Source organism: Streptomyces sp. TRM64462 (assembly GCF_013362995.1).
Lineage (GTDB): Bacteria > Actinomycetota > Actinomycetes > Streptomycetales > Streptomycetaceae > Streptomyces.
The window spans coordinates 37,735-50,134 of record NZ_JABWDV010000445.1 but is presented as its reverse complement, the minus strand read 5'-3'; the positions used below and the strand labels follow the sequence as shown (position 1 = coordinate 50,134).

The window sequence follows — 12,400 nt, the reverse complement described above, 5'->3', positions numbered from 1 at the left end:
GGCGGCCGGGGGCCCCGTCCCCCACGCGGGGCCCCCGCCGCCCTGTCGGTGGTGGCTGCGGCTCAGCCGCCCTGGCCGAACGGGACCAGCTCGGTGAGCAGCCTGCCCTTACGGTCGTAGACGGAGACGGTCACATCGGGATGGCTCCCGTCCTGGGTGGGCGGGGTGTAGGCGTAGTAGACGCCCCAGCCGGGCTTGCCGGGCAGCTTCAGGAGGGAGGCCGTGGCCGTCGTTCCCTCGTGGTCGGTCACGACCACGCGTGCCGCCTTGGTCGTGCCGTAGTAGATGCCGGTGTGGTACGCGCCTTCCGGCCCGGAGGTCATCTGGAGGCTGACGCCGGGGCGGGACATGTCGATGTTGCCGTCGACGACGCTGCGGAAGTTCTCGATGCCGTCCGGCTCGGTCCAGTGCTTGCCCTCCTCGGTCAGCCACAGCTCCCAGCCGTCCCAGGGCTGGACGCGCTCGCCGGGCTGGACGACGCGGATCGGGCTCGTCTTGGCGGTGTGGGACGCCACGGCGGCGTGCTGCGTGGGCGACGGGGCGGCGTGGGCCACGGTCGGCGCCACCGCCATCAGCGCGGCGGCCACGGACGCGGCCAGCACGTACTTCTTCATCCAGTGCTCCTCGGTCGTGCGGTGCTCGACGGGTGGAGTGGCGCCTCTCCACCCCTTCTAACGCCGCTGGCCCCGAAGCCGGATGACATGAGATGGCGGTTACTTCAGTCCCACCAGAACCACCACTCCGTCTGGCCGAGCACCGCCTCAGCCGCGTACTCCTCCAGGGAGCCGGCGCCCTGCCATACGTTGTCGGGGCAGAACGCGTGGTGTTCCGCCGCGACCGCCAGCGCGTGCTCCCGCGTGCGGGGCGGTGCCGCGACCGACACGGACATGAAGTCCGGGCCCAGGCCCACGACCCGTATGCCGAACCGGTCCTCCCACGAGCGCAGCACCGTGGCCAACTGGACGGCATCCGTGTGGTTGCTCGCCCCGCCCCAGCCCAGCGCCGTCACGATGTCCGCGCTGCGGCGGGCGGGGACGAGCGCGGCGTGCGCGCCCTTGAAGTGCTTGTCGTCCGTGGCCAGTTCCGCCGCCAGCTCGGCCGCCTGCGCGTCCGGGTCGGCGGTCGGCTCGCCCGGCGCTGCGAGGCCCGGCCACGGCTCGTCGCCGTACTCGGGCTCCTCGTCCTCCTGGACGTACGCCCACAGTTCGGCGAGCGTCGCCGAGACGTCGCGGTCGTCCGCGTCGCCTCTCTGGCTCGCGCTCAGGTGCTGCGTCTCGGTGAGCAGCACCGGCTGCAACCCGGCCGCCTCCCGCGCGGGCAGGAGACGGGACCAGGTGTCGTGCGTGGCGGGCTCGTTCGCGTACCAGTAGGACGGCTGTACGCGGACGGTGCCGGGCGGAAGGTCCAGGCCGAGCGCGTTCGGGTTGATCACCATGCGACCACGCTACGGGCCGCCACTGACAATCAGCCCAGCGTGCGGGTGAACGCCGCCCAGGCGGTCGGCGCGACCGTGAGTATCGGGCCGCTGGGGTTCATCTTGGAGTCGCGGATGTGGACGGCGGAGGGGTGGGCGGCGATCTCGACGCAGGCGCCGCCCTGCTCGGTGCTGTACGTGGACTTGCGCCAGTCGTAGGCGACTTCCAGGCACTCGCCACCATCGCTGCCGCTGTAGCTGGACTTGAACCACTCAAGTGGGGTGCTCATTGCTCTCCTAGCAGCTGCTCCAACAGGCCCTTGGTGTCCTCGGGGTTGAGAGCCTGCGTCCGCAGCATCGCATACCTTTGGGCAAGGATGCTGGTCTCATCGGGGTCGGTGATGAGCTGGCTACCTCGTTGGGTTTCCGTATACGCGAGGTGCTGATAATCGGGGGTCTCCAGGAGCACGAACGGCCCGTCCAGCGCGGCGTGCGTGGCGCGGTCGGTTGGCATGACCTGGATCGATACCCCTGGGAGATCAGCGCACTTCAGAAGGTGCCGCAGGGTCTCGCGGTGCGCCTCCGTGCCTCCCAGGGGCGCTCTGACGATGGCCTCAGCGAGGATGAAGCTCATCATGGGCGGCGTCTTGCGGTGCAGGATCTCTTGGCGCTCCAAACGGACCTGCACCATGGCCGCGATGTCGTCCTCACAGAGAGCGGGGACCCTGCTGCGGAACACCGCCTCCGCGTAACTCTTGGGCTGGAGCAGGCCCGGCAATACCTGGTTCGCGAAGAACTCAAGGACGATCGCCTCGCGCTCCAGGTCCATGTACTGCTCCGCCCACACCGGGATCCGGTCGATCTCCGGCATGTTCGCCACCGCCGTCTCCAGTGCTCCCTTCGTCTCCAAGAGCCGGTCCAGTGCCTTCGCGAGGTCCGGCTTCAGGGTGCGCCTGCCCTGTTCGATCGACGCGATCGTCTCCTCGCCCGCGCCCACCGCGTCGCCAAGGGCCTTCTGCGTGAGGCCCGCCGCCTCTCGGAACTGTCCGACCAGCGCGCCGACGAGCTTCATGGCCGACGCGTTCTTCCGCTGCCGCTTCCTGGGGTGCATAGCCGGTCAACTCCCCACCCGTACACGTACGTCACGCCCTCTCAACCCGTACAAAAAATCTGTACGGGTGCGCGCAGTGCAGCAGCCAAGTCACGGTCGGTGACTCTCGTCCCGTGAATCACGTGACTGAATGCGGGCTGGTCCGCGACCGGTTCTACGAGCGGGCGCGGCGTACCGTCTCCGACGCGCGGCGGCTGACGCGGGACGTACTGTCCGAGTGGGGGCTCTACGCGCGCGTGGAGGACGTCCAGCTCTGTGTGAGCGAGTTGGCGACGAACGCGATCGTGCACGCCGTACCGCCGGGGCGCGGCTACAAGGTGCGGCTCGCGTGGGAGGCGCACCACCAGGTGCTGCGGCTTGAGGTGCACGACAGCGGCGGGTGGTGGCCGCTCGCCGAGGAGCCCGAGTGGGAGATCGGGCATGGGCTGGCGCTCGTAGAGGAGTTGGCCGACTCCTGGGGCGTACGGGAGCGGAAGCCGGGGCACGTGGTGTGGTGCGAGTTCGGCGCGTCTCGTCAGGCGGTCGGGGTCCCGTCTTCCGCCAGCGATTTGATGTCCTGGAGCGTCGCCTCCATGTGAGTGCGGAGCTGGTCCAGGCGGAACGCCACGATGGCCTCCTCGTTGGCCGGGTCCTGGTCGATGACCAGGGTCACGCCCGAGGGGGCCGGGCCGAGGCGGACGGTCTGGCGGAGGAGCGTGCCGCCGGCGGGTTCCGGGGCCGGGGACAGGTCGAAGCGCCAGGTCGCCAGGGGGTTCTCGGGGGTCGGCTCCACGGCGCCGTAGCGGTCGTCCGGGTCCGTCACCGCCCAGGCGAAGGCGCGGTGCTCGGCCAGTTCGACCACGTACGAGTGCGTGCGCCAGGCGCCGAGCTGCGGGTGCTCGTTGTGGCCCTCGAAGCGGGCGCCCAGCGCGGGGGCCTTGGCTCCGTCGAGCCAGGTCACGCGCTGGAGTTCGGGGCTGCGGCGGGCTGGGAGGCCGATGTCGGTCACGAGCTCCCAGACGCGGGCGGGCGGTGCGCCGACGGTGATCTCGGCGGTCGCGGTCGGGCCGTCTGCGTAGCGCATGAGGGGATCGTAGGGCGGCTTGCCCGGACGGGAGCCGCCCTTGCGGGGAACGTGGCCGGGGTCACGTCCCCGCGGGGTCGCCTTTCGGCCGCGTCACCGCGCCGAGCGGACACCGCCCGCCCGTACGGGCTGAGGGGCGGGCGTCCCCGGTGCCGTGAGGCGGTCCGCGCCGTCCGGGACGGGGACGGCCGCGAAGATGGCGTCCTGCTGCGCCTGGAGCTCCTTCTTCCGCTCCGGCGGCGTGCTGGGCAGGCGCTGCTCCTCGTACAGCTTGTGCGTCTCCTCCTGCGCCCACTTGCTGGCCGGCGTGTGGAACTGGATCTCGAAGCGCATTCCGGAACGCGGTGCCTTCCAGGCGGTGTTGAGGCCCTTGTAGCCGCTCGCCCTGCCCCAGGTGTTCTTCCAGCGGATGCTGTCGTTGCCCCAGGAGGAGAGGTGGGCGGACGCGTCGACCACACCGGTCGTGTAGTGGGCGTCCGGCCACTGGAGGGTGTAGCGGACGGCGTCGTTCATCGTGGCGAGCGCGGCCTCCACGCTCTGGCCCGGGGTCTCCTTCATGGACGTGGCGACCTTGCGCTTCAGCGAATCGGGCGACTTCAGGCGGCTGTCGAAGCCGATCAGCTCCGCGTCCGTGAGCCAGGCCGCCGCCCGCACCTGGGGGCTGATCGAGCGCTCGGCCTCGCGGGCGTCGGCGAGGAAGGCGTCGACCTTCTCGTTGTCGGCGGCGTTCAGGTGCAGGCCGTCCTGCTGCCAGCCGTCCTTGTCGCCGTCCGCGTGGGCCGCGGTCGTCGCACCGCACACGGCCAGTGCGGAGGCGAGCGCGGTGGCGAGCGCCGTGGTGGTGAGCGTCCTCGGGAGGGTCCGCTGAGGGGACATCCGGTTCTCCGTGTCTCTCCGGGGTGGTGGTTTCGGAGAGTGAACAGCGGAGGGCCGGTCGAGGATGCGATCCCCGGCCGCCGTCACCGTACGTGACGAGGAGCGGAACGGCGGCGGGCGGAGCACCCTGGAAGGGAACCACCGGAGGTGAACGCCATGCACACACTCGTCGGATGGCACGTCGACATGGAGTTCCAGGAGGAGGGCAACCGTACGAAGGCCGCCGCCCTGGTGCGGCTCACTGACGGCGCCGAGGTGCGCGGGCACGGGCAGGCCCAGCGCCATCCCTCCGACGCGGAACAGCTGCGGGTCGGTGAGGAGATCGCGGGGGCCCGCGCGCTCATGGACATCGCCACGCAGCTGCTGCAGAAGGCCCACGTCGAGATCGACGACGCGAAGGGGAAGCCCTCGCATCCGCTGATCTGAGGAGCGACGCGGGACAGGCGAAGGGGGCGGCGTTGTCGTCGACTACGCCGCCCCCAAGGGCTTTGCTGTGCCCGCCGTCCGCCGTCCGCCGTCCGCCGTCCGCCGTCCGCCGTCCGCCGTCAGAGGCGCTCGGCCGCCGTCAGAGGCGTTCGGGCGTCCGGATGCCCAGCAGCGCCATGCCCTGGCTCAGCGTCCGCGCGGTCAGGTCGCACAGGAACAGCCGGTTCTCGACCTGCTCCGGCGTGGGCGCCTTGAGTACCGGGCACTCCGCGAAGAACGTCGTGTACAGCGACGCGAGCTGGTACAGGTACGCCGCCAGCTTGTGCGGCTCGTACGACTCCGCCACCTCGGCCAGCGTCTCGCCGAACTGGTCCAGGTGCAGGCCCAGCGCGCGCTCCGCCGGGGCCAGCTCCACCTCCGGGTGCGCGACCGGCCGCGCGTCGCCGGACTTGCGGAGGATCGACCTGTTCCGCGCGTACGCGTACTGGAGGTACACCGACGTGTCGCCGTTCAGCGACACCATCTGGTCCAGGTCGAACTTGTAGTCCCGGGACGCGGACGTCGACAGGTCGGCGTACTTGATCGCGCCGATGCCCACCTGGGCGCCGCGCTCCGCGATCTCGTCCTCCGTGAGCCGCTCGGCCTCCGGCAGGCCCGCGTTCTTCTCCCGGACGACGTCCGACGCCCGCTCGATCGCCTCGTCCAGCAGGTCCACCAGCCGGACCGTCTCGCCCTCACGGGTCTTGAACGGCTTGCCGTCCTTGCCCAGGACCGTGCCGAACGCGAGCTGGACCGCCTTCACGCCGTCGCCCAGCCAGCCGGCCCGCCGCGCCGTCTCGAAGACCATCTTGAAGTGCAGCGACTGCCGCGCGTCCACCACGTACAGCAGGGTGTTCGCGCCGAGGTTCTGGACCCGGTCGCGGATCGCGGACAGGTCCGTCGCCGCGTAGCCGTAGCCGCCGTTCGACTTCCGTACGATCAGCGGGACCGGCTTGCCGTCCGGGCCCTTCACGTCGTCGAAGAACACGCACAGCGCGCCCTCGGAGCGGACGGCGACGCCGGACTCCTCCAGGAGGCGGCACGTCTCGTCCAGCATGTCGTTGTAGCCGGACTCACCGACCACGTCCGGGTCGTTGATCTCCATGTCGAGCTTGTCGAAGACCGAGTAGAAGTAGATCTTCGACTCGTCCACGAACCGCTGCCACATCTTCAGCGTCTCGTCGTCGCCCGACTGGAGCAGCACCACCCGGTCCCGGGACCGGGCCTTGAACTCCTCGTCCGCGTCGAACAGCGCCCGCGACGCCTTGTAGAGGCGGTTCAGGTTCGACATGGCCTCCTCGCCGGAGGCCTCCGTGTCGCCCGCGTCCGCCTTGTGGTCCAGCTCGTGCGGGTGCTCGATCAGGTACTGGATCAGCATGCCGAACTGCGTGCCCCAGTCGCCGATGTGGTGGCGCCGGACCACCTTCTCGCCGGCGAACTCCAGGATCCGCACCATCGCGTCACCGATCACGGCCGACCGGAGATGCCCGACGTGCATCTCCTTCGCCACGTTCGGCTGGGCGTAGTCGATCACCGTCGTGCCCGGCTTCGCCGCGTACGGCACGCCGAGCCGCTCGTCGGCGGCGCGGGCCGCCAGCGTCTCGGTGATCGCCCGGTCGCCGACGGTGATGTTCAGGAAGCCGGGGCCCGAGACCTCGACGTCCTTCAGCAGCGCGTCGTCACCGGCCGGGAGCGCCTCCACGACCTTCGTCGCCAGCTCGCGCGGGTTGCCCTTGAGCTTCTTCGCGAGCGCCAGGATGCCGTTGGCCTGGAAATCGGCCCGGTCGCTGCGTCGCAGCAGCGGGTCGGCGGAGCCGGCCTCCGGCAGGGCTGCCGAAAGGGCGTCCGCGAGGCGCTGCTGCACGGTCGAAGCGAGAGAAGGGACCGAGGCCATGAGCTTCCGTTCCTGTGGAGTGGGTGTTTTCGGGTGAGCTGGTTCGGTTGTCAAGTCTCCCATGGCCCGGCAACACCTTTTCGCTCCGCCGTACACCGTCCGCCTACACCTGTGGACAACCTCCGGGGTCTCTGTTCCGTCTGGGAGAATGGCGGAGGGCAACCCCCCGCACCAACCCTTCGAAACCCGTATCAGAGACATCAAGGACGTGCCGATCGTGGCTCAGAGCAGCACCGAGACCGACTGGGTCTCCCGTTTCGCGGACGAGGTCATCGCCGAGTCGGAGCGACGTGCGCCTGGCAAACCGGTCGTCGTCGCCTCCGGCCTGTCGCCGTCCGGCCCGATCCACATGGGCAACCTCCGCGAGGTCATGACCCCGCACCTCGTCGCCGACGAGATCCGGCGCCGCGGGCACGAGGTCCGCCACCTGATCTCCTGGGACGACTACGACCGCTACCGTAAGGTCCCGGCCGGCGTCCCGGGCGTCGACGGCTCCTGGGCCGACCACATCGGCAAGCCCCTCACCTCCGTGCCCGCCCCCGCGGGCTCCCCGCACGCGAACTGGGCGGAGCACTTCAAGGCCGACATGATCGCGTCCCTCGCGGAGCTGGGCGTCGAGTTCGACGGCATCAGCCAGACCGAGATGTACACGTCGGGCGCCTACCGCGAGCAGATCCTGCACGCGATGACGCACCGGCACGACATCGACGCGATCCTCGACCGCTACCGCACCAAGGACAAGGCCACCGGCCAGCCCAAGGGCAAGGGCCAGAAGCCGCAGCAGCAGAAGCAGCAGAAGCCGGTCGACGAGGCCGAGCTGGAGGCCGCCGAGGGCTCCGGCGCCGCCAGCGAGGACGACGGCTCCGGCGGCGCCGCCGGCTACTTCCCGTACAAGCCCTACTGCGGCCGCTGCGAGCGCGACCTCACCACGGTCACCGCGTACGACGACGAGACCACCGAGCTGACCTACACCTGCGTGTGCGGCCACTCCGAGACCGTCCACCTGCGCGACTTCAACCGCGGCAAGCTCGTGTGGAAGGTCGACTGGCCGATGCGCTGGGCGTACGAGGGCGTCATCTTCGAGCCCAGCGGCGTCGACCACTCCTCGCCCGGCTCGTCGTTCGTCGTCGGCGGCCAGATCGTCCGCGAGATCTTCGACGGCGTCCAGCCCATCGGCCCCATGTACGCCTTCGTCGGCATCTCCGGCATGGCCAAGATGTCCTCGTCGAAGGGCGGCGTGCCCACCCCGGCCGACGCCCTGAAGATCATGGAGGCGCCGCTGCTGCGCTGGCTCTACGCCCGCCGCAGGCCGAACCAGTCCTTCAAGGTCGCCTTCGACCAGGAGATCCAGCGGCTGTACGACGAGTGGGACAAGCTGGAGGCCAAGGTCGCCGACGGCACGGCCCTGCCCGCCGACGCCGCCGCCCACTCCCGGGCCGTCCGCACCGCGGCCGGCGAGCTGCCCCGCACGCCGCGCCCGCTGCCGTACCGCACGCTCGCCTCGGTCGCCGACATCACGGCCGGACACGACGAGCAGACGCTCCGGATCCTCAGCGACCTCGACCCGGCCAATCCGCTGACCTCCCTCGACGAGGTCCGCCCCCGGCTGGACCGCGCCGAGAACTGGATCACCACCCAGGTCCCGGCCGAGGCCCGCACGATCGTGCGCGACGAGCCCGACACCGAGCTCCTCGCCTCGCTGGACGACGAGGGCCGCGAATCGCTGCGGCTCCTCCTGGAAGGCCTGGACAGCCACTGGTCGCTGGACGGGCTCACCACGCTCGTCTACGGCGTCCCGAAGGTGATGGCAGGACTGGACCCGGAGGCCAAGCCGACGCCCGAGCTGAAGGTCGCCCAGCGCACCTTCTTCGCCCTGCTGTACCGGCTGCTCGTCAGCCGCGACACGGGGCCGCGCCTGCCCACGCTGCTTCTCGCCGTCGGCGCGGACCGGGTGCGCAAGCTGCTCGGCGCCTGAGCCCCCTACCCCGCCCCTTCCCGAATCGGGGGCTCCGCCCCCGAACCCCCGCTCCTCAAGCGCCGGAGGGGCTCAATTCGAGCCCCTCCGGCGCTTGAGGAGAGATGCGGGCTGGGCGCTACGCGATGTGTTCGGCCTCCAGCTCCGCCTGGTAGCGGTTCTTGAAGTCGGGCAGGAGGCGGCGCAGAAGCGCGGCGCTGCGCGGGTGCTGGATGCCGTGCGTGTCGGCGAGGTGTATGTCGAGGACGTCCGCGCTCGGCCAGTCGCCGTGCTCACCGACGTACGTGCGGAACACGTCGTACGCGATGCGGGCGAACTCGTCCGCCTCGGCCTGCGCCTGCGCCTGGGCCTGCGCCTGGGCCTCGGCCTGCTCCGGGGTCTCCGGGGCCTCCGGGTCCTGCGGGTACGCCGCCGGGTCGTAGGTGCCCGCGTACGCGGCGTCGTTCGGCAGCTTGGGCGCGGCGAACCAGGGGCTCACGTGCGTGGGCGGCACCGGGTACTCGGGCTCAGGCTCGGGGGCCGACTGGTGCTGGTTCTGGGCGGGGTGCTCGTACGCCGGCTGCTGCTGGGGCTGCGGGGCCTGCGCGTGCTGCGCCGGGCCCTGCTGCGGTACGGCGGCTTCCGGGGGTGCGGCCTGCTGCGGCTGCGGCTGCGGCTGCGGCTGCTGGGCCTGGGGCTGGGCCTGGGGCTGGGGCGTGTGCTCGGGCTGCTGCCGGGGCTGGTCCGGGGTCGCCGTCTGCGGGAGTTCCGGTGCCTGTGCCGCGGCCGGGACGGCCACAGCGGCCACCGCCGGGGCCTCCGGCTCCTCCTTGACCAGCACCGCCGTCGGGTTCGGCGGCAGCAGCACCGGCTCGATGCCCGCCGCCGCAAGCCCCGCCGGTGCCGTCTCGGCGAGCGGCACCCCGTACCGCGCGAGACGCAGCGGCATCAGCGCCTCCACCGGCGCCTTGCGCCGCCACGCGCGCCCGAAGCGGGCCTGGAGCCGCGCCTGGTAGATCAGCCGGTCCTGCTCCAGCTTGATCACCTGCTCGTACGAGCGCAGCTCCCACAGCTTCATCCGCCGCCACAGCCGGAACGTCGGCACCGGCGACAGCAGCCACCGCGTCAGCCGTACGCCCTCCATGTGCTTGTCGGCCGTGATGTCCGCGATCCGGCCCACCGCGTGCCGGGCCGCCTCCACGGCGACGACGAACAGCACGGGAATCACCGCGTGCATGCCCACACCGAGCGGATCCGGCCACGCCGCAGCGCCGTTGAACGCGATGGTCGCGGCCGTCAGCAGCCACGCCGTCTGGCGCAGCAGCGGGAACGGGATCCGCATCCACGTCAGCAGCAGGTCCAGAGCGAGCAGCACACAGATGCCCGCGTCGATGCCGATGGGGAAGACCAGGGAGAAGTCGCCGAATCCTTTCTTCTCGGCGAGCTCCCGCACCGCGGCGTACGACCCCGCGAAGCCGATCCCGGCGATGACCAAAGCACCGGCGACGACGACACCGATCAAAACGCGGTGCATCCGTGTCAGCTGCATCGCGGCCACCCGCGGTCCCCTCCCGACGTCGATATCTCTGACGCGATATCCCTCTCGCGGGGCACAGCCTGGCACACGCGTACGGATACCGGCCCCCGGGGGGAGGCCGGAAGCTCCACACGAGACCCCCGAGCCGCGGGCGAAGGCCGCTGCGGCGGCTACTTGTTGGCGTCAGCGACGGCCTTGACGGTCTCCTTCACGGCCTTCACCGTGCCCTCCATCATGTCGGCGGCGGCCGGCGGCTCGGCGCCCGCGTAGCCGGTGCCGTTGTAGGAGACGGTGATCAGCGCGTTCTCCGTACGGGCCACGATCACCGCGTAGCGGAAGGTCTCGCCCGTCTTCTTCAGGGCGTAGCTGATGGCCGTCGACTCGTTGCCGACGCCCGCGGCGGGCGACGTACGGATGTCCGTCGCGCCCTCGGTCGCCTTCACCTCGGCGACCTTCTCCATGTACTTCTGCTGCGCCCGCTCCTCACCGCTGCCGAGCGTCTGCTCCGAGTCGAAGCGCAGCAGCGAGACGTCGAGCCAGCGGTAGTTCGAGCCCTTCGTGCCCTTGTCCTCAAGGGCGTTCCAGGAGCAGCTCCCACGGCTGGCCAGGTCGGAGGTCTTGCCCGGCACGCCGCCCTTCTGCTTCAGCTCCGGGATCAGTTCCTCCAGCGTCTTCACCGTGACGGCCTTGCAGGCGTCCGGCAGCTTCGCGTACTTCGCGGGTGCGACGGTCGGCTTCGGCGCGGCGGGCTTCGACGGCGCGGCCGAGGCGGCCGCGGACGACTCCGCGGCCTTGCCGCCGCCGGAGCCCGCGGAGCCGCCGCCGGAGTCGTCCGACGAGCAGCCGGTGACGACGAGCAGCGCCGGGACGGCGGCGCAGGCGAGTATGCGGGTGAGGCGCGGGGCTGATCGGTGCATGGTTCCTTCAGTCAGTCGCTCTGTCGCGTGTTGTCACACGTCCGGGCAGCGGTCCGGCCCGGCCACGTTAGCCCGACTCGGACCGGCGGCGGAGCCCGTACGGGAAGCCCGGCGGCGGTCAGTCGTCGAACCGGTCGGCCAGGCTGCGGGCCAGCGCGCGGGCCCTGTCCTGCAGTTCCTCACTGTCCGGAACCTCACCGACACGGGCGGGCTGGGCCGCGTACCGCACGGTCACGATGACGTTCGATGTGCGGAACACCACGCTGACGGTGCGCTGCTGGGCGGCCGGGCCGGCCGGGGCGAGGACGTCGTCGATGAACGCCGCGTCGGCGAGGTCGTCCAGGACGCGGGGCTGGAGGCCGTCGGGGGTCGCGGAGACGGACGCGTCGGGCGAGGCCGGAGGGGCGGCGGGGGAGCCCGAGGCGCCCGGGCTCGGCGTGCCGGTCTGCGCCTGCTGGCCGCCGGCCGGGGGCGTCGCGGCGGAGGAACCGGAGGGCGAGCCACCGGAAGCGGAGGCACCGGGAGCGGACGCGCCGGGAGCGGACGCGCCGGAAGGCGACGCGCTGCCGGGCTCCGGCGTACGGGCGGGGAGCCCAGCAGCCGTCTCCTTGCGCTCGAACACCTCCTGCGCCCTGCTGTCGTCGCTGACCGTCGGGTCGTACGACACCACCCGCTCGAAGTCGAGCGTGAGGTGGTGCACGGCGTCCACCCCGTCCGCCTTCCAACTGCACCCGGCACGCCGGTCGGTGTCGTACGAGACGGCGGCGGTGCCGCGCAGGACGCGCTCGCGCTGCTCGGCCGGCAGATCGGCCACGCCGGGCAGAAGCTCCTGGAGAAGCGACGCGCTGACGGAGCCGCACGGCTCGTACAGGGTGCGGTACCTGCCGGGGGCCGCGACCGGGCCGGTGGTGGTACCGGACTTGGCGTCGGCGTCCGCGCCGTCCGTTCCCGCACCCGCACTGCATCCGCCGAGCCCGGTGACGACGGCGAGCGCCGCGAGAAGCGCGGCCAGGCCGGGTGCGTACGCCCTTCGCTGCACGGTCCCGGGCTCCTTTCCCTGACGGTCACGGTGAAAACAGCTTGCCGGTCGTCGTCGGCCGGTGAACACAATGTGTATCGCACGCGCAGCCGTCGCTGCCGTTCCGCTGCGGCCTTTGCGGATGCTGGCA

The 12,400-nt window shown here is 71.3% G+C and carries 13 protein-coding genes; 3 read left to right on the top strand and 10 right to left on the bottom strand.

What is annotated here, in order from left to right:
* Positions 1–62: 62 nt before the first annotated feature.
* From HTZ82_RS28680 to HTZ82_RS28665, 4 genes are all read right to left on the bottom strand, one after another.
* A complete protein-coding gene (locus HTZ82_RS28680) occupies positions 63–614 on the bottom strand; it encodes a hypothetical protein (RefSeq protein ID WP_175412292.1) in 552 nt (183 codons plus the stop codon).
* 104 nt (positions 615–718) lie between these two features.
* On the bottom strand, positions 719–1,435 hold the full coding sequence (locus tag HTZ82_RS28675) for a DUF4253 domain-containing protein (RefSeq protein ID WP_175412291.1): 717 nt from the start codon (positions 1,433–1,435) through the stop codon (positions 719–721).
* Between the two features lie 29 nt (positions 1,436–1,464).
* The gene (locus HTZ82_RS28670) at positions 1,465–1,704 is read right to left on the bottom strand and encodes a DUF397 domain-containing protein (protein ID WP_175412290.1); all 240 of its coding nucleotides are present in this window, start codon (positions 1,702–1,704) and stop codon (positions 1,465–1,467) included.
* On the bottom strand, positions 1,701–2,486 hold the full coding sequence (locus HTZ82_RS28665; RefSeq protein WP_309235747.1) for a helix-turn-helix transcriptional regulator: 786 nt from the start codon (positions 2,484–2,486) through the stop codon (positions 1,701–1,703). Before HTZ82_RS28665 ends, HTZ82_RS28670 begins: the two co-directional genes overlap by 4 nt.
* Positions 2,487–2,638: 152 nt before the next feature.
* Between HTZ82_RS28665 and HTZ82_RS28660 the strand changes: the two genes are divergently transcribed.
* Positions 2,639–3,103: an ATP-binding protein gene (locus HTZ82_RS28660; protein WP_175412288.1), complete on the top strand. Its 465-nt coding sequence runs from the start codon at positions 2,639–2,641 to the stop codon at positions 3,101–3,103.
* Here the strand turns inward: HTZ82_RS28660 and HTZ82_RS28655 are convergent.
* Both HTZ82_RS28655 and HTZ82_RS28650 read right to left on the bottom strand, forming a co-directional pair.
* Positions 3,040–3,588, bottom strand: coding sequence for an SRPBCC family protein (locus HTZ82_RS28655; protein WP_175412287.1), 549 nt, complete (start codon positions 3,586–3,588; stop codon positions 3,040–3,042). The two genes, HTZ82_RS28660 and HTZ82_RS28655, sit on opposite strands and share 64 nt — an antisense overlap.
* Positions 3,589–3,681: 93 nt before the next feature.
* Complete coding sequence (locus HTZ82_RS28650) at positions 3,682–4,464, bottom strand: ATP nucleotide 3'-pyrophosphokinase (protein WP_175412286.1); 783 nt, start codon at positions 4,462–4,464, stop codon at positions 3,682–3,684.
* Between the two features lie 156 nt (positions 4,465–4,620).
* Between HTZ82_RS28650 and HTZ82_RS28645 the strand changes: the two genes are divergently transcribed.
* The gene (locus tag HTZ82_RS28645) at positions 4,621–4,890 is read left to right on the top strand and encodes a DUF1876 domain-containing protein (protein WP_175412285.1); all 270 of its coding nucleotides are present in this window, start codon (positions 4,621–4,623) and stop codon (positions 4,888–4,890) included.
* A gap of 139 nt (positions 4,891–5,029) precedes the next feature.
* On the opposite strand, the gene argS is transcribed toward HTZ82_RS28645, so the two are convergent.
* On the bottom strand, positions 5,030–6,823 hold the full coding sequence (argS, locus tag HTZ82_RS28640) for an arginine--tRNA ligase (RefSeq protein WP_175412284.1): 1,794 nt from the start codon (positions 6,821–6,823) through the stop codon (positions 5,030–5,032).
* 208 nt (positions 6,824–7,031) lie between these two features.
* Here argS and lysS point away from each other — a divergent pair, with 208 nt between their 5' ends.
* Positions 7,032–8,798 carry a lysine--tRNA ligase gene (lysS, locus tag HTZ82_RS28635; RefSeq protein ID WP_175412283.1) on the top strand — a complete coding sequence of 589 codons (1,767 nt, stop codon included), beginning with the start codon at positions 7,032–7,034 and terminating at the stop codon, positions 8,796–8,798.
* Between the two features lie 118 nt (positions 8,799–8,916).
* Here the strand turns inward: lysS and HTZ82_RS28630 are convergent, their stop codons facing one another.
* The 3 genes from HTZ82_RS28630 to HTZ82_RS28620 all read right to left on the bottom strand — a co-directional run bounded on the left by HTZ82_RS28630 (position 8,917) and on the right by HTZ82_RS28620 (position 12,270).
* On the bottom strand, positions 8,917–10,335 hold the full coding sequence (locus HTZ82_RS28630) for a DUF2637 domain-containing protein (RefSeq protein ID WP_375540870.1): 1,419 nt from the start codon (positions 10,333–10,335) through the stop codon (positions 8,917–8,919).
* A 149-nt stretch (positions 10,336–10,484) separates the two neighbouring features.
* Positions 10,485–11,231 carry a DUF3558 family protein gene (locus HTZ82_RS28625; protein ID WP_175412281.1) on the bottom strand — a complete coding sequence of 249 codons (747 nt, stop codon included), beginning with the start codon at positions 11,229–11,231 and terminating at the stop codon, positions 10,485–10,487.
* A 118-nt stretch (positions 11,232–11,349) separates the two neighbouring features.
* Positions 11,350–12,270, bottom strand: coding sequence for a DUF3558 domain-containing protein (locus HTZ82_RS28620; RefSeq protein ID WP_175412280.1), 921 nt, complete (start codon positions 12,268–12,270; stop codon positions 11,350–11,352).
* Positions 12,271–12,400 lie beyond the last annotated feature (130 nt).